The sequence below is a fragment of the Martelella endophytica genome (assembly GCF_000960975.1).
GTDB classification, from domain to species: Bacteria; Pseudomonadota; Alphaproteobacteria; order Rhizobiales; family Rhizobiaceae; genus Martelella; species Martelella endophytica.
Map to the genome: position 1 here is coordinate 1,266,905 of NZ_CP010803.1, position 17,453 is coordinate 1,284,357.

18 protein-coding genes are annotated in these 17,453 nt (G+C 62.9%); 8 read left to right on the forward strand and 10 right to left on the reverse strand.

Annotated elements, in window-relative coordinates; genetic code table 11:
• Positions 1-95: 95 nt before the first annotated feature.
• From nadA to TM49_RS05790, 4 genes are all read left to right on the forward strand, one after another.
• Positions 96-1,067: a quinolinate synthase NadA gene (nadA, locus tag TM49_RS05775; protein ID WP_045679924.1), complete on the forward strand. Its 972-nt coding sequence runs from the start codon at positions 96-98 to the stop codon at positions 1,065-1,067.
• Positions 1,064-2,599: an L-aspartate oxidase gene (locus tag TM49_RS05780; protein WP_045679925.1), complete on the forward strand. Its 1,536-nt coding sequence runs from the start codon at positions 1,064-1,066 to the stop codon at positions 2,597-2,599. Before nadA ends, TM49_RS05780 begins: the two co-directional genes overlap by 4 nt.
• Position 2,600: 1 nt before the next feature.
• Positions 2,601-3,452 carry a carboxylating nicotinate-nucleotide diphosphorylase gene (gene nadC / locus TM49_RS05785; protein ID WP_045679926.1) on the forward strand — a complete coding sequence of 284 codons (852 nt, stop codon included), beginning with the start codon at positions 2,601-2,603 and terminating at the stop codon, positions 3,450-3,452.
• Between the two features lie 67 nt (positions 3,453-3,519).
• Positions 3,520-3,894 (forward strand): DUF2147 domain-containing protein, encoded by a 375-nt coding sequence (locus tag TM49_RS05790; protein ID WP_045684828.1) that lies wholly within the window; start codon positions 3,520-3,522, stop codon positions 3,892-3,894.
• Between the two features lie 7 nt (positions 3,895-3,901).
• Here the strand turns inward: TM49_RS05790 and TM49_RS05795 are convergent, their stop codons facing one another.
• Positions 3,902-4,441, reverse strand: a complete 540-nt coding sequence (locus TM49_RS05795) for a dihydrofolate reductase family protein (RefSeq protein WP_045679927.1) — start codon at positions 4,439-4,441, stop codon at positions 3,902-3,904.
• A gap of 45 nt (positions 4,442-4,486) precedes the next feature.
• Between TM49_RS05795 and TM49_RS05800 the strand changes: the two genes are divergently transcribed.
• Positions 4,487-5,047, forward strand: a complete 561-nt coding sequence (locus TM49_RS05800) for a TetR/AcrR family transcriptional regulator (protein ID WP_045679928.1) — start codon at positions 4,487-4,489, stop codon at positions 5,045-5,047.
• Here TM49_RS05800 and TM49_RS05805 read toward each other — a convergent pair.
• On the reverse strand, positions 5,035-6,855 hold the full coding sequence (locus tag TM49_RS05805; RefSeq protein ID WP_082074631.1) for a sodium:proton antiporter: 1,821 nt from the start codon (positions 6,853-6,855) through the stop codon (positions 5,035-5,037). The two genes, TM49_RS05800 and TM49_RS05805, sit on opposite strands and share 13 nt — an antisense overlap.
• 174 nt (positions 6,856-7,029) lie before the next feature.
• Complete coding sequence (locus TM49_RS05810) at positions 7,030-7,452, reverse strand: VOC family protein (protein ID WP_045679929.1); 423 nt, start codon at positions 7,450-7,452, stop codon at positions 7,030-7,032.
• Between the two features lie 386 nt (positions 7,453-7,838).
• Between TM49_RS05810 and TM49_RS05815 the strand changes: the two genes are divergently transcribed.
• Both TM49_RS05815 and TM49_RS23760 read left to right on the forward strand, forming a co-directional pair.
• Positions 7,839-8,156 (forward strand): hypothetical protein, encoded by a 318-nt coding sequence (locus TM49_RS05815; RefSeq protein ID WP_144409484.1) that lies wholly within the window; start codon positions 7,839-7,841, stop codon positions 8,154-8,156.
• A gap of 12 nt (positions 8,157-8,168) precedes the next feature.
• A complete protein-coding gene (locus TM49_RS23760) occupies positions 8,169-9,281 on the forward strand; it encodes a DUF2778 domain-containing protein (protein ID WP_244464804.1) in 1,113 nt (370 codons plus the stop codon).
• A gap of 93 nt (positions 9,282-9,374) precedes the next feature.
• Here TM49_RS23760 and TM49_RS05825 read toward each other — a convergent pair whose 3' ends face one another.
• The 6 genes from TM49_RS05825 to nrdH form a co-directional block, all read right to left on the reverse strand.
• A complete protein-coding gene (locus tag TM49_RS05825) occupies positions 9,375-10,046 on the reverse strand; it encodes an MBL fold metallo-hydrolase (protein ID WP_045679931.1) in 672 nt (223 codons plus the stop codon).
• Positions 10,047-10,061: 15 nt separating this feature from the next.
• A complete protein-coding gene (locus tag TM49_RS05830; protein ID WP_045679932.1) occupies positions 10,062-10,541 on the reverse strand; it encodes a MarR family winged helix-turn-helix transcriptional regulator in 480 nt (159 codons plus the stop codon).
• Between the two features lie 163 nt (positions 10,542-10,704).
• Positions 10,705-11,685: a class 1b ribonucleoside-diphosphate reductase subunit beta gene (gene nrdF / locus TM49_RS05835; protein ID WP_045679933.1), complete on the reverse strand. Its 981-nt coding sequence runs from the start codon at positions 11,683-11,685 to the stop codon at positions 10,705-10,707.
• Between the two features lie 17 nt (positions 11,686-11,702).
• Positions 11,703-13,904, reverse strand: a complete 2,202-nt coding sequence (gene nrdE / locus TM49_RS05840; protein WP_045679934.1) for a class 1b ribonucleoside-diphosphate reductase subunit alpha — start codon at positions 13,902-13,904, stop codon at positions 11,703-11,705.
• A gap of 2 nt (positions 13,905-13,906) precedes the next feature.
• On the reverse strand, positions 13,907-14,299 hold the full coding sequence (gene nrdI / locus TM49_RS05845; RefSeq protein ID WP_045679935.1) for a class Ib ribonucleoside-diphosphate reductase assembly flavoprotein NrdI: 393 nt from the start codon (positions 14,297-14,299) through the stop codon (positions 13,907-13,909).
• Between the two features lie 113 nt (positions 14,300-14,412).
• Entirely contained in the window at positions 14,413-14,634 is a 222-nt protein-coding gene (nrdH, locus tag TM49_RS05850) for a glutaredoxin-like protein NrdH (RefSeq protein ID WP_045679936.1), read from the reverse strand.
• Between the two features lie 895 nt (positions 14,635-15,529).
• Between nrdH and TM49_RS05855 the strand changes: the two genes are divergently transcribed.
• Positions 15,530-16,600 carry a dipeptidase gene (locus tag TM49_RS05855; RefSeq protein WP_045679937.1) on the forward strand — a complete coding sequence of 357 codons (1,071 nt, stop codon included), beginning with the start codon at positions 15,530-15,532 and terminating at the stop codon, positions 16,598-16,600.
• A gap of 14 nt (positions 16,601-16,614) precedes the next feature.
• On the opposite strand, the gene TM49_RS05860 is transcribed toward TM49_RS05855, so the two are convergent.
• Positions 16,615-17,361 carry an SURF1 family protein gene (locus TM49_RS05860; protein WP_045684838.1) on the reverse strand — a complete coding sequence of 249 codons (747 nt, stop codon included), beginning with the start codon at positions 17,359-17,361 and terminating at the stop codon, positions 16,615-16,617.
• Positions 17,362-17,453: the final 92 nt, after the last annotated feature.

The following is a 17,453-nucleotide window of genomic DNA, read 5'->3' on the forward strand; positions in this document are numbered from 1 at the left end:
CGGGCAAGAACGGGAATAAGACTCGCCTCCGAAATATACTCGTTTTGAGTATTACATTGCGACGGTCGGTCGACCGTTGCCAGGAGGTCCCGCCGATGAACGCGCCGCTTTCCGCAGACGCCCTTTACGACCGCGTTGCCCATGTGATCCCGAAGGCCGAATGGCTGAGTTTCGAGGATGACATCGAAGCCATTCTCCGCCTGAAGCGGGAGCGCAATGCCGTCATTCTCGCGCATAACTATCAGACGCCGGAAATCTTCCATGGCGTTGCCGATATCGTCGGCGACAGCCTGGCTCTGGCGCGTGAGGCGACCAAGGTCGATGCCGATGTGATCGTGCTTGCCGGCGTTCATTTCATGGCCGAGACGGCCAAGCTGCTCAATCCGCAGAAAACCGTTCTGATCCCCGATATGGGCGCCGGTTGCTCGCTGGCGGATTCGATTACGCCGGAAGACATCGCGCTGATGCGTCAGGCCCATCCCGGCGTGCCGGTGGTCACCTACGTGAACACCTCGGCCGCGGTGAAGGCGGCCTCCGACATCTGCTGCACCTCGGGCAATGCGAAGAAGGTGGTGGAATCGCTGGGCGTGCCGAAGGTTCTGATGCTGCCCGACGAATATCTCGCCAGGAACATCGCCCGCGAGACCGATGTCGAGCTGATCGCCTGGCATGGCCATTGCGAGGTCCACGAACTGTTCACGGCAGAAGATGTGCGCGAGATGCGCGAGGCCTTTCCGGGTGTCACCATCATCGCCCATCCGGAATGTCCGCCGGATGTCGTGGCGGAGGCCGATTTCTCCGGCTCGACCGCCGGCATGTCCGACTATGTCGGCAACACCAAACCCGGTCGTGTCGTGCTTCTGACCGAATGTTCGATGAGCGACAATGTCGCCGTCAACCATCCGGATGTGAACTTCGTCCGCCCCTGCAACCTCTGCCCGCACATGAAGCGCATCACGCTTGGCAATATCCGCGAGGCACTGGAAGGCATGCGCCATGAGGTGACGGTCGATCCGGCGATCGCCGATGATGCCCGCCGCGCCGTCGAACGGATGCTGCTCGTATGAGCGCGCCGGTCGTCGTTGTCGGATCGGGCATTGGCGGGCTGGTGACGGCGCTGTCGCTTTCGCCGATGCCGATCGTGCTGGTGACGAAGGCGGCGCTTGGCGACGAAAGCTCCACCGGCTGGGCGCAGGGTGGCATTGCCGCAGCCCTCGGCGATGACGACAGCGCCGCTCTTCACCTTGCCGATACGCTCGCGGCCGGTGCCGGCCTTTGCGATCCGGTCGCTGCCGAACGCATTCTTTCCGCCGCACCGCAGGCGATCGCCTTTCTCGAACGCCAGGGCGTCGTCTTCGATCGCGATGCGGAGGGCCGACTTGCCTTCGGGCTTGAGGCGGCCCATGCCCGCCGCCGCATTCTCCATGCCGGCGGCGATGCCTCGGGCGCGGCGGTTGTTGCCGCGCTCAAGAGGGCCGTTTTGAACACGCCCTCCATCGAGGTCTTTACCGGCGTCGAGGTTCGCCGCCTGCTGGTGGAAGACAATGCGGTGCGGGGTCTTCTCTGCATCAAGGACGGCCACCCGCTGCGGCTTGCCGCATCCCGTGTGGTGCTGGCCACCGGCGGCATTGGCGGGCTTTACGATACGTCTACAAATCCGGCCGGCAATTTCGGCCAGGGGGTCATGCTCGCCGCCCGCGCCGGTGCGGTGCTCGCCGATATGGAATTCGTGCAGTTCCACCCGACCGCGCTTGCGACCGATCTCCGGCCGCTGCCGCTGATCAGCGAGGCCGTGCGCGGCGAGGGCGCGCTGCTTCTCAACGAGAGGGGCGAGCGCTTCATGGCCTCGACGCCCGGCGCAGAGCTTGCGCCGCGCGATGTCGTTGCCCGCGCCATTGCCGGAGAGATCGCGCGGGGCGGCCGGGTGTTTCTCGACGCCCGCTCGGCGCTTGGCAGCCGGTTTGCGACACGTTTTCCGGAGATTTTTGCGATCTGCGCCCGCGCCGGCATCGACCCCGCGACCGATCTCGTTCCGGTGCGCCCGGCCGAGCACTACCATATGGGCGGCATCGAGACCGATGAGGACAGCCTGACCTCGGTGAACGGACTTTATGCCGTCGGCGAGTGCGCTGCGACGGGCCTCCACGGCGCCAACCGGCTTGCCAGCAATTCGCTGCTCGAAGGTGCCGTCACCGGCCTTGCCGCCGCTTCCGCCATCGCGGCTTCGCCGTTGCCGCGCACGCGCAACATGCCGACTGCCGCGCTGCTGCCCGCTCCCCGGCTCGAGACCGTGCGCACCATCGTCTCGCGCGCGCTTGGCGTCACCCGCGACGGGCCGCGCCTTGTGGAGGCAATCGCCGCCCTGTTGCCGCTTGCCGAGCATGGTGGCGCGGATGCCGATCCGGCCGTGGTCGCGCTTTCCATCGCGGTCTTTGCGGCCATGCGGCAGGAATCGCGCGGCGGTCACGCCCGTATCGATTTTCCCGAAACGCTTTCCGACGGCCAGCGCCGGTCGATGACGCTCGACGCCGTCGTCGCCATGGCCCGTGAACTTTCCGCATCGGGGCAGGCACGCCCCGTTCTCGCCTGGAGTGCCTGACATGATACTGCCCCGCCTGATCATCGAACCCGCCGTGCGCCGTGCGCTTGAGGAAGACCTCGGCCTTGCCGGCGATATCACCGCCAATGCCGTCATTCCGGCCGGCCATCGCTCCACCGTGGTGATGGCGGTGCGCAAGCCGGGTGTCATTGCCGGGCTCGACGCCGCCGAACTCGCCTTCACCCTGGTCGACCCGACCATCGTGATGACGCGGCATGTGGAGGATGGCGCGGCGGTGAAGGCTGGCGATGTGGTCGCCACCGTCACCGGCCCGTCGCGCGGGCTTCTGACCGGCGAACGCACTGCGCTCAACTTTCTCAGTCACCTCTCCGGCATCGCCACGGTAACGGCGGGCGTGGTGGACGCTGTCTCAGGCACGGGCGCCGCCATCGTCTGCACCCGCAAGACCACGCCCGGCATCCGCGCACTGGAGAAATACGCGGTCAAGGCCGGCGGCGGCGGCAATCACCGCTTCTCGCTCGCCGATGCGGTGCTGATCAAGGACAACCACATCGCCATTGCCGGCGGCATCAAACCGGCGCTTCAGGCGGCCAGGAAGAATGCCGGTCATATGGTGAAGATCGAGATTGAGGTCGACACGCTCGACCAGCTCCGCGCGGTGATGGAGGAGGGCGCCGACGCTGTGCTGCTCGACAACATGTCGCCGGAGACGCTGCGTGAGGCCGTCGCGATCGTCGCCGGCCGTGCCGTCACCGAGGCCTCGGGTGGCATTACCCCCGAAACGGCTGGCGTAGTGGCTGCGGCCGGCGTCGATCTGATCTCGATCGGCTGGCTCACCCATTCCGCCCCAGTGCTCGATATCGGCCTCGATTACCAATCCGCCGCGGCCTGACTGCACGACATTTTCGATCCGATTGCCCGTCTTCCACGTTCTTCAGGAAAAGAGCGAGGGAAATGACATGACAAAATCCTGGATTGCATTGGCCTGCGCGGCCTTCGCCGTCACGGCCCCTGCCGTCGATGCCGCGGAACTGACGGGGCTCTGGGCACGGGGCGACGGCAAGGCGCAGGTGAAGGTAGAGCGCTGTGGCGACAGCTTTTGCGCCACCAATGTCTGGATCCGTCCAGGCACCGCCCATGAGCGCGTCGGCGACCAGCTGATCATGGACGTGGCTCCGGTCGAGCCGGGGCGCTACGAGGGCGAGGCCGAGGACGTGCGCCGGGGTATGACCTACAGCATGACGATCACGCTCGGCGACAACGCCATGCGCACGCGCGGCTGCGTGCTGGGGCAGCTGCTCTGCAAATCGGCGCGCTGGACCAGCGTCCAGTGAGAACGCGCTACGATGCGATCGGCGCAAAAGCGTAGTGCAGCCTGACACAGCCCTTATCGAGCGGCTTCGCTGAGATCAGGCGCGGGCTTGCGGCGAAACCTGTTACCGGGAAGAGCGGTGTTCCGCCGCCAATCAGCTCGGGAATCACATAGATCTCGATCTCATCGAGGGCGGAGCGTTCGAGGAAGGCCATCTGCAGCTGTCCGCCTCCCAGCATCCACACGTCGCCGTCATCGAGAGCCCGGAGCTCCGCGATCAGCGCGTCGACATCGGTTCGCGTCTCGATTGGCCCCTTGGGGTTGGCGATCGGGCGGGAGGTGACGACGATTACCCGCTTGCCGTCATAGGGCCATGGCCCCTGGTCCGCTTCCAGGAAATCGTAGGTGCCCCGGCCCATTACCAGCGTACCGATCGTCTCCAGAAAACGGTCATAACCATGTTCGCCGAGATCCATGTCGTCATACCGAAACAGCCAGGCGAGATCGTCATTCCTGGCCGCGATGAAGCCATCGAGGCTGGTCGCTATATAACCCAGTATCCTGGCCATGATTTTCCTCTTGTTTATAAATGAACATTCATTTATAAATTACGGATGCCAAGACGCAAGTCAATCTCCGAGCCGGACCTGCTTGCCCTTCTTCTCGATGCCATGATGGCGGTCGGGCCGGACAACCTCACCTTTGCCAGAGCGGCAGCGTCCACCGGGCTTTCCGCTCCGACGCTCGTGCAACGCTTCGGCGCGCGCGACAGGATGATCGAGGCTGTGCTTCTCTATTCATGGGACCGGCTTGATGAAGCCACGGAGGCCGCCGATGTCGGCTACCCGGTCTCGCCGCGGGGAGCGATCGACCTGCTCCTGCATCTCACGCACGACCCGGGCCAGGGCCTTGATGGCGGTTTGCGCTTGCTCCAGGAAGATATGAGAAACCCGGCACTGAGGGCGCGCGGCAGCGCCTGGGGCGACAGGCTTTCGGTTGCACTGAACCGCAGGTTGGCGAAGAAGGGTGCCACGGATCTCGGCTGGCAGATGGCGCAGGTCTGGCAGGGCGCCATCATCTGGTGGGGCTTCTGCCGCAATGGCGACCCGGCGCAGGCCATCCGGTCTGCGCTCGAAGCCTGGTGCGAGACGGCAGGGCTCGACTACAGCCCGTAATACCAAGGCGCCAGCACCGCGAAGGCGATGGTCAGCAGGATGATCAGCGGAATGCCGGCGCGCATGAAATCCTGGAAGCCGTAGTGTCCGGGCCCCATCACCATCAGATTGGTCTGGTAGGCGATCGGCGTGGCGAAGGAGCAGTTGGCGGCGTAGATCACGGCGGCGACGAATACCGCCGGCGGCGCATCGATCTGGTTCGCCATGTCGATCGCGATCGGGACGAACAGCGCGGCGGCGGCGTTGTTGGAAAGCACATTGGTCAGCAGTGCCACGCTGACGAAGAGCAGCGCGATGATCACCGGCGCCGATGAGCCGCCGCCAAGCCCGACAATGGTCTCGGCGATCAGCCTTGCCCCACCTGTCGCCTGAAGGGCAGTCGACATCGCGATCGAGGCGCCGACAAGGAGAAAGATCTGCCGGTCGAAGGCGCGTGCGGCCTGCTGCATCGTCAGGCAGCCGAACAGCAGCATCAGCACCACGCCCGCCACCGAATTCACCGCGATCGGGGAAAGCCCGCTGGCCGAAAACAGCACGATACCGGCAAAGATCACGCTTGCGATCAGCGCCTTGTCGCGCGGCGGCACGCTTTCGGCGGAATGCTCCAGCAGCAGGATATCGTGATTGCCGCGCATCGACAGGATGTCATCTTCGTCACCGCCGACCAGCAGCGTGTCGCCAGCTTCAAGGCGAAGCTGCGCCAGCGGCGAGCGTGCCATCCGGTTCTTGCGGCGCACGCCGAAGATGGTGACGTTGAAGCGATGCTGGATACCGCTGAAACGCACCGTGCGGCCCTCGAACAGGGAGCCGGGCGCGATCACCGCCTCGGCAAGGTGATAATGCGGGCCCGGCTTGCGCTCGCCGGCTGGTGCCGAGCCATCCGGCGGGGCGGCAAGGTCGATCTCGCCGGCGGCGATCAGGTCCATGAATGCCTTGCGGGTTCCTGTGAGCTGCAGCCGGTCGCCGGGCGCCAGCGTCAGCTCGTCGTCATAGGGCGGCAGGGTGACGGCGCCGTTGCGGATCATGGCATGCAGCGAGAGCGGCGCCAGATTGGGAAAGAAACCGGAACGCGCCGTATCGCCGGCAAACCGGCTCGTCGGCAGGACCACGACTTCGCCCAGAAACTGGGTGCCGGCGCGCGCGATGTTTTCGAGCCCAGCCGAACGCTTCGGCGAGAGGATGCGCGGCAACACCAGAACCACATAGAGAAAGCCGATCACGGCGAGGATGGTGCCCATGCCGGTGATGTCGAAGAAACCGACCTCGATGCCCTGTTCGGCGGCGACGCCGGCCGCGATCATATTGGTCGAGGAGCCGATCAGCGTCGTCATGCCGCCGAGAATGGAGACGAAGGAGAGCGGCATGAAGATACGGTAGGCCCTGAGCCGAAAGCGAGCGGCAAGCGCGATCAGCACTGGGATGAAGATCACCACCACGGGCGTATTGTTGAGGAAGGCGGAGGTAACGCCCGCCACCACCAGGATGACGGTGATGGCGCGGCGCGGATTGCTGCCACGGCCGATCCAGTTGATGATACCTTCCAGCGCATCCGTGGCGAACAGCCCCTTGCCGACGATCAGCAGCGCCAGCACCGTGACGAGTGCGGGAGAGGAGAAGCCGGCGAGAAGGGCCGCGACTGTCACCTCTTCGCCTTCCGCCGGCTGATAGGGAAAGGCCCCGAACAGTACCAGGAGCAGCGTCAGCGATGTGAGCGCAACCGCTTCGACGGGATAGCGGTCGAGCGTGTAGAGGACGATCGACCCGGCAATGATTGCCAGCGTGGCAATGAGGTGGACGTGTTCCAGCAAGCTTGAGGCCTCATCAGGGGCTTGGGCGACAGGCGGGGGCCGCCCGGGCGCGAACCAGCATACTGGCAGACGCTGCCGCGTTTCGGCAAGCCTCTGCTAACATCTTGTGCGTAAATCTTTTTCTCGGCTGCGGACGAGCCTTTCGCACCCGCCCGCAACGGTATCGGCAAAGCCCTAGAGGCCGAAGGTCACATGGCCGGCATCGTCTATCGTCCAGGCCGGATTGTAGGCAATCTCCCAGGCATGGCCGTCCGGATCGGCGACATAGCCCCGATAGCCGCCATGGGGTGGTGCATCGGCCGGGCGCAGCAGCGTTCCGCCGGCGGCGACCAGTTTCGCGATCAGCGTCTCGACGGCGTCAGGGCTCTCGACATTGTGGGCCAGTGCATAGGCGCCATTGCCGGGCTGCTGGGCGCGCCCGGCATCCTCCGCCAGCTGATTGGCCAGCCAGAGGCCGAGCACCAGCCCGTTCATCTGGTAGAAGGCGATGTCGGCATTTTCGAAAACCGGCGTCCAGCCGAAGCCGTCCGCGTAGAACCGTCTGGCGCGCTCCGGGTCCTTAATGCCGAGGGTGATAACTGAGATCTGCTGTTGCATGACGCACTCCTTCCGTTCGCGACCGCACCATGCGGTGGCGTGACGTCAGGGGACGAGGCGCAATGCCAGTCGGAATTTCCCGATGGGGAAACGGGCGGGCAAACCAAACCACCCTAACCATTTTAGACCGGCAAAAGATATCATGCGCGCACATAGGTGAACAAGAGAGCCGCCGCCGCCGATTTTTTTTCGCGCGGGGCGCGTCAAGCCGGCTTCCGGAATTTCGCCTTGAAAAAGAGAAATTTAGTTAACGTGGCATGGATGGCCCCGCAGCCGACGCGGGTTTCTCGTGCCCGAGACGGCGCGATTCTCCATATCTTGGCCCCATTTTGCCCGTTTTAGAAAATCACAACTGGTGTTCCACGCCGCGGCGTGGCGGGCATTGCATGAAATTGCCATCACTGCTGTCGCCTGCCGGCTGGCACGACGAAAGAAACCGACGTTTACGTCAAGGCTCCATTCAGGAAGGAAACGACAATCGCATGAAAGCGGTCGCCCTTGATCTCGGCACTGATTTGTCGAAAAATGAAACGCGCAGTTTAAGCGCATTGTTCCTTAAAAAAATCGAGGGCCCTTTCGCCCGCTTCTTCAGGGTGTTTGCGTCATCGGATCTGGGGGGCGCCATTTGGCGTAAGGAAAAATTTACCCTGTTCCTCATATTCTTCTCCTCGGCAACAACCACACCGTCTTTGAGTAATGCGTAGGAAGTGTGCGCCGTGACGTTGAAGAAAGTTCAGAATCCACGCCGCAAGCGTGAAGGCAGAGGCGTGCTCCTTCGCCTCATCGCCGCCGCGACCGTCTGTGTCGCAGCAGGTGGTGCCATCGTGTCGATTGCGGCCTCGCCGATCATCTCGACCTCGGTGACACGGCCATCGCTGTCAGCGACATCGGGGCTCAGCCTGAGCGTCAATCCCGCCTTCAGGCAACCGCAGCGCGCCCAGAGCGCCAAGGGCGAACGCCTTCTGGCGGCAAGCGCCGGCACCGGCCGTGCGCTGCCGATGGAACCCGACGAAATCCGTCTTTCCTACCTGAAGCCGAAGCTTGAAAAGGCCGGGGCCCAGGTGCTTGCCGTGTGGCAGCGCGGCCTCGTCCACAAGCAGATCGAGGAGAATGCCGCAGCGGAGATCGCGCTTGCCGGTCCGCCGCCTGCGCTGGCCGAGAAGCCGGCCAAGCCCGCGGCCTCTCCGTCGATCCCGGCCGCGACGGCGCTCGCGGCCGTCGCTCCCGGCAAGGATACGACCCAGGATGCCGGCAATGCCTTCGAACTGGTGCTGCAGGGGGCGGATTCGTCCCGTCTGGCCGATGGCGAGGTCCCGGTTCCCGAGCAACGGCCGGGCGGCAGCAAGATGCTTGCCTATGCCGCACCTGGTCATGATGACTACGACCAGCTCTTTGGCGAGGTGCCGGAGCGGACCAAGAAGGTCGCCGTCTATGACATTTCGGCCGGCAAGGTCTACATGCCCGATGGCGAGGTCATGGAAGCCCATTCCGGCATCGGCAAGTATCGCGACAATCCCAAATACACGCATGTGAAGATGGCAGGCGCCGTTCCGGCGGCAACCTACAAGCTGACACCGCGCGAAGCGCTGTTCCACGGCGTGCCCGCCTTGCGCATGACCTCCGTCGACGGCACCAATCCGCTCGGCCGTACGGGCCTGCTCGCGCACACCTACATGCTGCGCACGCCGGGTGATTCGCACGGCTGCCTGGTGTTCAAGGACTACTACAAGTTCCTGAAGGCCTATCGGGCGGGGAGGGTCGATTACATCGTCGCGGTCTCAAGTCTCGGCGCTGGCGCAACCTTGGCGCTGGCGAACCGGACAAGCTGATGCAAGAAAAGGCGGCCCATGGCCGCCTTTTTCGTCGGTGGCGTCCGCAAACCGTGTTGGTGCGCTTCGGCTGGCATGAAGCAACCCGATCCGTCAGGCATTCTCTCCGGCCTTCAGACGCGCAATAATCTTGTCCAGATTTGCGGCGGCCTCTTCGCGGGTGACGGCATAGCCGTAGGGTTCGCCGACTTCCACGCCCCATGGCACGAGCACGTCGAAATCAACCGCCTTCAGCAGCGCGAGACTGTCGAGATATGCCGCGCGATCGCTGTCGCCGAGGAGAACGGCCTTCCATTCGCTGCCCTGCACCCAGAGGCTGTCGCCGGAAAAGAGGAAGCGGTGCGCGCCGTTGTCCCAGAGGAACATCGTTGCACCGGGCGTATGGCCGGGTGTCGGGATGACCTCCAGATCATCGTCGATCATATGGCGCTCGGAAAACGTCCCGGCGATCGGAAGATCGACCCCCGCCCGATCCGCCTCGTGGATGAAGACGGGCACATCGAGGCTCGGGGCCCCATACATCGCTTCATGATGGTGGTTCAGCAACAGCCGCTCGGGCCGACCCAACCCGCGGATTTCATCCGCAGCTTCGCTGATCCCCGGAGCGTTGTAGACGATCGTGTTGCCCTGCGGCCGTTGCAACACGAACGCGCGCACCACCACCCCGCCGAGAAACGGCAGCGGGGCGGTCGGCGTTCCTGACAAGCCGCTGACAGTGGATTGCAGTCCTTTGGTATCGTCCGTGAAGGTGAGATCATCCGGCATCGGCTGGTTTCCTTTTCATGGATCGTCGTGGAAATGAGGCGCGTTGGTGCTGCGGGCATCCACTGTCGACGGATGCGCGAGATGCGCCTCGATGCGGCGAAGCGCCTGCGTCACCGTTGCGATCGTATCGGGGTCCAATGCAGCGCCGCCCAGCGCCGCGCTCCAGGCATCTCGCATGCGAAGACTGTTCTTCATCGCGCGCTCGGTCGGGTGGAGATGGGCGATGCGCGCGTCCTTGGGATCGGCCAGCCGCTCCAGCAGGCCCTTTGCCACCAGCCCCTTCAGCACCCGGCTGAAATTGCTGGTCGGCAGTCCGCAGGCATCGGCGGCGCGGCGCGCGGACACACCCGGGTTTCGCCCCACGAACCGCATCACGCTGATTTCGATCGGCGTGCACGGCCCCGGTTCGAGGTTGGACGGAGCGGGAAGCTGCCGGGCCACCGCGTGGACGAGGTCGGCCAGTTCATAAAGCGCAGCGTCATGCTCCTTGCCCATGTGTCGGCCCTTTTGCTATCGTCTGATAGCTATCATGTAATAGTATTTTATGAAACGTCAAGGGAGTCCGCTATGCGAAAGGCTGAAGGAGATAGTCGTTCCGAAAAGCGAACGGGGCCCGAAGAGGCCCCGTTGCAGATTGGTCAGGAAGGAACAGGCTTCCTTAAAAATCCCAGTCGTCGTCTTCCGTCGCGACTGCCTTGCCGATGACGTAGGAGGAGCCGGAGCCGGAGAAGAAGTCGTGGTTCTCGTCGGCGTTCGGCGACAGCGCCGAAAGGATCGCCGGGTTGACCTTGCAGGCCTCCGCCGGGAACAGCGCCTCGTAGCCGAGGTTCATCAGCGCCTTGTTGGCGTTGTAATGCAGGAAGGCCTTGACGTCTTCGGTCAGACCGACGGCGTCATAAAGCGACTCGGTGTACTTCGCCTCGATCTCGTAGAGTTCGAACAGCAGGCCGAATGCAAAATCCTTGATCGCCTCGCGCTCGGCTTCGGAAACCTTCTTCAGACCTTGCTGGAACTTGTAGCCGATGTAGTAACCGTGCACCGCCTCGTCGCGGATGATCAGGCGGATCAGGTCGGCGGTGTTGGTGAGCTTGGCGCGGCTCGACCAGTACATCGGCAGATAGAAGCCCGAATAGAACAGGAAGCTTTCGAGGAAGACGCTGGCGACCTTCTTCCGAAGCGGATCGGTGGCGCGGTACTCCTGCAGCACGAGCTGCGACTTCTCCTGCAGGAAGGCGTTTTCCTCCGACCAGCGATAGGCGTCGTCGACTTCCGCCATCGAGCAGAGGGTGGAGAAGATCGAGGAATAGGAGCGGGCGTGAACGGCTTCCATGAAGGAGATGTTCGACAGCACGGCTTCCTCATGCGGGGTGACGGCATCCGGCATCAGCGTCACGGCGCCGATGGTGTTCTGGATGGTATCGAGCAGCGTCAGCCCGGTGAAGACGCGGATGGTGAGCTGCTGCTCGCTTTCCTTCAGCGTCGACCAGGACGGGATATCGTTCGACAGCGGCACTTTCTCGGGCAGCCAGAAATTGCCGGTCAGACGGTTCCAGACCTCGAGGTCCTTGTCGTCGACAATGCGGTTCCAGTTGACCGCACGCGGCACGGTGATAGCGGGCTTCTTTGTCTGAATGTTCATGGTTTTTCCCCCGCGCATTACAGGCTGCACGAAACGCAGCCTTCGACCTCGGTGCCCGAAAGCGCCATCTGCCGAAGACGGATGTAATAGATGGTCTTGATGCCCTTCTTCCAGGCGTAGATCTGCGCCTTGTTGACATCGCGGGTGGTGGCGGTGTCGCGGAAGAACAGCGTCAGCGAAAGGCCCTGGTCGACGTGCTGGGTCGCCGCCGCATAGGTGTCGATGATCTTGTCCGGCCCGATTTCATAGGCATCCTGGTAGTATTCCAGGTTGTCGTTGTTCATGAACGGCGCCGGATAGTAGACGCGGCCGATCTTGCCTTCCTTGCGGATCTCGATCTTGGAGACGATCGGATGGATCGAGGCCGTGGCATTGTTGATGTAGGAGATCGAGCCGGTCGGCGGCACGGCCTGCAGGTTGCGGTTATAAAGACCGCCCTTCATCACCGCTTCCTTCAGCGCCAGCCAGTCTTCGCGCGTCGGCAGCTCGATGCCGGCCTTTTCGAACAGGTCGCGCACGCGTTCGGTCGCCGGAACCCAGTCCTTCTCGGTGTACTTGTCGAAATATTCACCGCTTGCGTATTTCGACTTCTCGAAGTCGGCGAAGGTGACGCCGCGCTCGACGGCGATACGGTTCGAGGCCTTCAGCGCGTGATAGGTCACGGCGTAGAAATACATGTTGGTGAAGTCGACGCCCTCTTCCGAGCCGTAGAAGATGTGCTCGCGGGCGAGATAGCCGTGCAGGTTCATCTGGCCAAGGCCGATGGCGTGGCTCTCGTCATTGCCCTTCTCGACGGAGGGAACCGACGAGATGTGGCTCATGTCGGAAACGGCCGTCAGCGCGCGGATCGCGGTATCGACGGTGCGGCCGAAATCGGCCGAATCCATCGCCATGGCGATATTCATCGAGCCGAGATTGCAGGAAATGTCCTTGCCCATGTGCTTGTAGGACAGATCCTCGTCGAATTCGCTGGCTTCCGAGACCTGCAGGATTTCCGAGCAGAGATTGCTCATGGAAATGCGGCCGGCCACCGGGTTGGCGCGGTTCGCCGTGTCCTCGAACAGGATATAGGGGTAGCCGCTCTCGAACTGAAGCTCGGCCAGCGTCTGGAAGAAGGCGCGGGCGTTGATCTTCTTCTTGCGGATTTCCGGGTTGTCGACCATGTCGCGATAGTGCTCGGTGATCGACACCTCGGTCATCGCCTTGCCGTAGACGCGTTCCACGTCATAGGGCGAGAACAGGTACATGTCCTCGTTGTTGCGGGCGAGTTCGAAGGTGATGTCCGGGATCACCACGCCGAGCGACAGCGTCTTGATGCGGATCTTTTCATCCGCATTTTCGCGCTTGGTGTCGAGGAAGCGCATGATGTCGGGGTGGTGGGCGTTGAGATAGACAGCACCTGCGCCCTGGCGTGCGCCGAGCTGGTTGGCATAGGAGAAGCTGTCCTCGAGCAGCTTCATCACCGGGATGACGCCGGAGGACTGGTTCTCGATCTTTTTGATCGGCGCGCCGGATTCACGGATGTTGGTCAGCGACAGGGCCACGCCGCCGCCGCGCTTGGAAAGCTGCAGCGCCGAATTGATCGAACGTCCGATGCTTTCCATGTTGTCTTCGATGCGCAGCAGGAAGCAGGAGACCAGCTCGCCGCGGCTCTTCTTGCCGGCATTGAGGAAGGTGGGCGTCGCGGGCTGGAAACGGCCGGCGATGATCTCGTCGACGAGCGCGGTCGCAAGCTCTTCATTGCCGTTGGCAAGCGCCAGCGCCACCATGCAGACACGGTCCTCGTAACGCTCCAGATAGCGTTTGCCGTCAAACGTCTTCAGCGTATAGGCAGTGTAGTACTTGAAGGCGCCGAGGAAGGTCTGGAAACGGAACTTCTTGTCGAAGGCATGGTCCCAGAGGTCGCGCACGAAATTGAACGAATACTGGTCGAGCACTTCCTGCTCGTAATAGCCTTCGTCGACCAGATAATCGAGCTTCTCCCGCAGGTTATGGAAGAACACGGTGTTCTGGTTGACGTGCTGCAGGAAATACTGCTTCGCCGCCATCCGGTCCTTGTCGAACTGGATGTGCCCGTTCTCGTCGTAGAGATTGAGCATCGCGTTCAGCGCATGATAGTCGAGCGTCGCCGGCTTGGCCTTGGCGGCACCCTTTTCCACGCTCTTGTCAGCACCCGTTTCGGCGCTCAGAACGGTTTCGTCCTCGGCGCTTGTGGCCATCCTCAATTCTGCCGTTTCCAAAACTCTTCCAGCCCTTGTTTGACGTTGTTGACATCCTCTGCCGTGCCGAGAAGTTCGAAACGGTAGAGGTACGGTACCTTGCACTTCGCCGATATGATGTCGCCGGCGATGCCGTATGTACTGCCGAAATTGGTGTTTCCGGAGGCAATCACGCCACGGATGAGGGCGCGGTTGTCCGGATTGTTGAGAAACTTGATCACAGGCTTGGGGACAGCGCCGCTACCGTCGCCGCCGGCATAGGTCGGCACCACCAGCACATAAGGCTCCTCCACCGTTTCGGTATCACCCTGCGGGCCGAGGCGCTTTGCCGGGAGGCCCGTCTTGGAGACGAAACGATGGGTGTTGCCTGTCGCACTGGAATAATAGACGAGCATGCCCCTTGCCCTTCACAAAAGCGGCGCGCCAGCAGCGCGCCGTCACATCTTCAAGGCGTTATGTCGCCTTGTCTTGCCCCCGCGCCTGCTGATTTCGCGCAGGCGTCTTTATCTCAGGCGAGGGCGCCGATCATGTCCGGGCGGAAGCCGGACCAGTGCTGCTCACCGGCGACCACGACCGGAACCTGGCGATAACCCATGCCGACGACATGGTCATAGGCCGCGTTGTCGACCGAGACATCGACAATCTCGTAGTCGAGGCCCTTGCGCTCAAGCGCGCGGGTCGTGGCATTGCACTGCACGCAGGCCGGTTTGGAATAGACGGTGATCTTCATTTCTTCCTCGCATGATCATTCTTGTCAAAAAGCGCCGCCGACACTCGCCGCCGGCCTCTTTTTCGTTCCGCAGACCGGCTCTTCGCTTGCCACTGCGCCATCCGGCGCGGACCCGTTCACGAAAAAGACCGGCACGAACCGGTTGCAGCCGATGCGTTGCGGTCCGTTCTCAGCGACGCCGCCGAACTCGCTGATCCGGCTTCGTTTCCGGCTTTCCGGCGGCGAGAAAATCCGTCTTCGCCAAGCGAAGCACCGAACCCATATCCGCACCAGAGAACCGACTCAGAAACCGGACCCGACCGAGCGTTTCAGGGCGAATCGCCCCTGCCGTCGAGAACACTATATATGCTACCTGAAACACTCAGACCGTCAATATATAGTTTGCCGGGGGCGGCATTTCCACATCCATTATGGTCAATGATTGGTGAAGAAACGGCCTTGACATCGAGGCCCGGAGCAGGCGCGCCGCCGGAAAAAAATGCCGCTGCGCAACAGCGTGGAAAAGTGATTCCCGTCTTGAGGTGAGGATGCGGGTTTCGGGGGGTATTGTGCCACCAACCGCAGGTAGAAGTTGCCCGGCAGGCTTCATTCGTCCTCGCTTTCCACAGATGCGTCAAAGACACAAGGGTGAGCGCGCGAGATGACGTAATGACAATAACGTAAAAGTAATCTTGACAGGCGAAAGTCGCCGCTATTCATTCAAGGAGATACTAAATTAATGCATTCGCCCGGGACATTTCCCCGGAGCAATGGCGTCCGCTGCCGATTTGGGCCGGGCGAGGGAGGAAACGGCGGACCCGAACCCGCTCAGCACAGGCGCCGCGCCGTATTGACCCGGCTCCAGCCTGCCGGCGGGAGGACTGAATGCCTTTCAAACAAAAAAATTGAGCAATTTATGATTAATCACAGCAGCCCTCCCGTGTTTGACGGACACAACGACCTGCTCTTCAGGCTTCATCACCAGCAGATCGCGATCGAAGACGTGGTCAGCGGTCTGGCGAGCGGTCATCTCGATCTGCCGCGGGCGAAAGCTGCCGGTTTCGCCGGTGGATTCTTCGCGCTCTGGGTGCCGTCCACCCGCACCGGCTCAGCCGCCGAAGACAGCGATGACGCGCTGATGGCCGACATCCGTTACAACGTGCCGTTGCCCGGCATGGTGACCTGGGAAGAGGCGATCAGGGTGGTGGTCGAAGAGGTTGCCATCTTTCGCAAGCTCGCCGGATGCGGCGTTCTGACCCCCTGCACAAGCGTTGCCGAGATCGAGGCGGCCATGACCGGAGAGACGCTCGCCGCCGTCCTGCACATGGAGGGCGCGGAAGCCATCGATCCCGAATTTGCGGCGCTCGAGGTGCTCTATGCCGCGGGGCTCCGGTCGCTCGGGCCGGTGTGGAGCCGGCCGACGATCTTCGGCCACGGCGTGCCCTTCCGCTTTCCCTCGACCGGCGACATCGGGCCCGGCCTCACCGATCTCGGCAAGGCGCTGGTGCGCGAGTGCAACCGGCTGAAGATCATGCTCGACGTCTCGCATCTCAACGAAAAGGGCTTTGACGACGTCGCGGCGGTCACGGATGCGCCGATCGTTGCCACGCATTCCAATGCCCATGCGCTGAGCTCGCATGCTCGCAATCTCACCGATCGCCAGCTTGCCGTGATCGCCGAGAGCGACGGAATGGTGGGCCTCAACTTCGCCACCGCCTTCCTGCGGGCCGACGGACGAATGGCGCCGAACATGTCGATCGCGGTGATGATCCGCCATCTCGACCACCTTATTTCCGTGCTCGGCGAAGACCGGGTCGGGCTCGGTTCCGATTTCGACGGTGCCATCGTGGCGGACGGCATCGCCGACGTGACAGGGCTGATAGCGCTAAGGCAGGCGATGCGCGATCACGGTTTTGGCGAGCCGCTGATTGCAAAGCTTTGCAACGGCAACTGGATGCGCGTGCTGAGGCGGACCTGGGGCGAATAGAGCGCGCGTGGTGCTCACTCGTCCTCGTCGATACGAAGCGGCTTGCCCCAGACGCCCTCGACCCGCAGCATGAAGGCGTAGAGCGCCAGCGTCCCGAGCGCCATCGCAAACCAGGTCAGGGCATAGGAGAGATGGGCATTGCGGAACTTGACCACGGTCAGCCCGCCGATCGGATAGCCGCCGGGATTGGGCGTGCTGTCGGCGTCGATGAAATAGGGCGCCGACGGTTCGAGCCCCTTGGTCTCCATGATCGACTGGACATCGCGGCGATACCATTGCCCGTCCTCGGGATCGTTGGCGCGGGAAAACAGCCAGCCTCTTTCTTCCGACATCCTGAGCAGGCCGGTGATCGTCACCTCGCCCTCGGGCGCCGTGCGGGTCGCCGGGTCGCGCTGCTTTTCCGGCACGAAGCCGCGGTTGATCAGCACATAGCTGCCGTCCTGCCGCTTGAGCGGCGTCATCACGAAATAGCCGGGCCCGAGCTCGGTCGGGTAGTAGATCTGCACTTCCTCGTCGTTGAGGAGTTCGCCCGTCACGGTCACGTGGCGATAGGCGTCCTTGTCGCGGGTGATGTCCGGCCATTCGGCCGGCCCCGGCGCCGGCACGGCGGGCGCCTCGACGCGGGCATCGACCGCGGCAATCAGATCGAGCTTCCACTGCAGCCTGTAGACCTGCCATATGCCGAGCGCCATGAACCCTGCAAACAGCACCGCCGCAATGGCGGTGATCACAACGAGACGTTTCCGGGAAACTGCGGCCATGTCGGATACCCTTTTGCAGCCGGCATCGGGCCGGCGGTGGCGCGCCTTGCGCCGCCACTGGATATAGACTGTGCGCGTCTGTCGCAACGGGG

What these genes read in the sequence shown, in the direction of transcription:
- TM49_RS05815 (WP_144409484.1), top strand. Translation starts at nt 7,839, where the DNA reads ATGAAATTGCCATCACTGCTGTCGCCTGCCGGCTGGCACGACGAAAGA.
- TM49_RS05780 (WP_045679925.1), top strand. Translation starts at nt 1,064, where the DNA reads ATGAGCGCGCCGGTCGTCGTTGTCGGATCGGGCATTGGCGGGCTGGTG.
- nrdH (WP_045679936.1), bottom strand. Translation starts at nt 14,634, where the DNA reads ATGAAGATCACCGTCTATTCCAAACCGGCCTGCGTGCAGTGCAATGCC.
- nadC (WP_045679926.1), top strand. Translation starts at nt 2,601, where the DNA reads ATGATACTGCCCCGCCTGATCATCGAACCCGCCGTGCGCCGTGCGCTT.
- TM49_RS05855 (WP_045679937.1), top strand. Translation starts at nt 15,530, where the DNA reads ATGATTAATCACAGCAGCCCTCCCGTGTTTGACGGACACAACGACCTG.
- TM49_RS05825 (WP_045679931.1), bottom strand. Translation starts at nt 10,046, where the DNA reads ATGCCGGATGATCTCACCTTCACGGACGATACCAAAGGACTGCAATCC.
- TM49_RS05810 (WP_045679929.1), bottom strand. Translation starts at nt 7,452, where the DNA reads ATGCAACAGCAGATCTCAGTTATCACCCTCGGCATTAAGGACCCGGAG.
- TM49_RS05795 (WP_045679927.1), bottom strand. Translation starts at nt 4,441, where the DNA reads ATGGCCAGGATACTGGGTTATATAGCGACCAGCCTCGATGGCTTCATC.
- TM49_RS05800 (WP_045679928.1), top strand. Translation starts at nt 4,487, where the DNA reads ATGCCAAGACGCAAGTCAATCTCCGAGCCGGACCTGCTTGCCCTTCTT.
- nadA (WP_045679924.1), top strand. Translation starts at nt 96, where the DNA reads ATGAACGCGCCGCTTTCCGCAGACGCCCTTTACGACCGCGTTGCCCAT.
- TM49_RS05860 (WP_045684838.1), bottom strand. Translation starts at nt 17,361, where the DNA reads ATGGCCGCAGTTTCCCGGAAACGTCTCGTTGTGATCACCGCCATTGCG.
- TM49_RS05790 (WP_045684828.1), top strand. Translation starts at nt 3,520, where the DNA reads ATGACAAAATCCTGGATTGCATTGGCCTGCGCGGCCTTCGCCGTCACG.
- nrdE (WP_045679934.1), bottom strand. Translation starts at nt 13,904, where the DNA reads ATGGCCACAAGCGCCGAGGACGAAACCGTTCTGAGCGCCGAAACGGGT.
- TM49_RS05830 (WP_045679932.1), bottom strand. Translation starts at nt 10,541, where the DNA reads ATGGGCAAGGAGCATGACGCTGCGCTTTATGAACTGGCCGACCTCGTC.
- nrdF (WP_045679933.1), bottom strand. Translation starts at nt 11,685, where the DNA reads ATGAACATTCAGACAAAGAAGCCCGCTATCACCGTGCCGCGTGCGGTC.
- nrdI (WP_045679935.1), bottom strand. Translation starts at nt 14,299, where the DNA reads ATGCTCGTCTATTATTCCAGTGCGACAGGCAACACCCATCGTTTCGTC.